Origin of the sequence: Marinobacter sp. (assembly GCF_041984545.1) — a bacterium.
GTDB lineage: Bacteria > Pseudomonadota > Gammaproteobacteria > Pseudomonadales > Oleiphilaceae > Marinobacter.
This window is the reverse complement of the sequence record NZ_JBHIXV010000014.1, coordinates 1-357: the sequence shown is the minus strand read 5'-3', so window position 1 is coordinate 357 and position 357 is coordinate 1. Positions and strand designations below refer to the sequence as shown.

1 protein-coding gene is annotated in these 357 nt (G+C 55.5%); it reads left to right on the top strand.

The genetic code is table 11. From position 1 onward, the window contains the following. Positions 1 to 270 (top strand): P-II family nitrogen regulator (locus ACFC20_RS08445; RefSeq protein WP_375192619.1); only part of this gene is annotated, 270 nt, incomplete at its 5' end. Between the last annotated feature and the right edge of the window lie 87 nt (positions 271 to 357).

Below are 357 nucleotides of genomic sequence, written 5' to 3'. Positions count from 1 at the left end.
GTGGCAAGTATTGCTGTCGTGTCTCTCGGAGAATTTGGTCATCTGGTCGGCGATGAGTCGCCTCTGGAGAAAGTGAAGATGGTCAAGCTGGAAATAGACGTAGCGACCGATGATGTCGCTGGTGAAGTTGTGGAACTCATTGTCAGAACGGGCAGAACCCAGGATGGGCACCCGGGTGACGGCAAGGTCCTTGTATCCCGCCTGGTTCGGGCTGTTCGTATCGAGGACGGCGAAACCGGTGAGAGTGCACTGGAGCCTGCTTCAAGCTAGTGCTCTGGAAACTGGATGGCGGTTCTGCGGCTTTTGGTTGCGGGCCGCCATCACAGTTCTATCTCCAGTTCCCAGCGATAGATCATA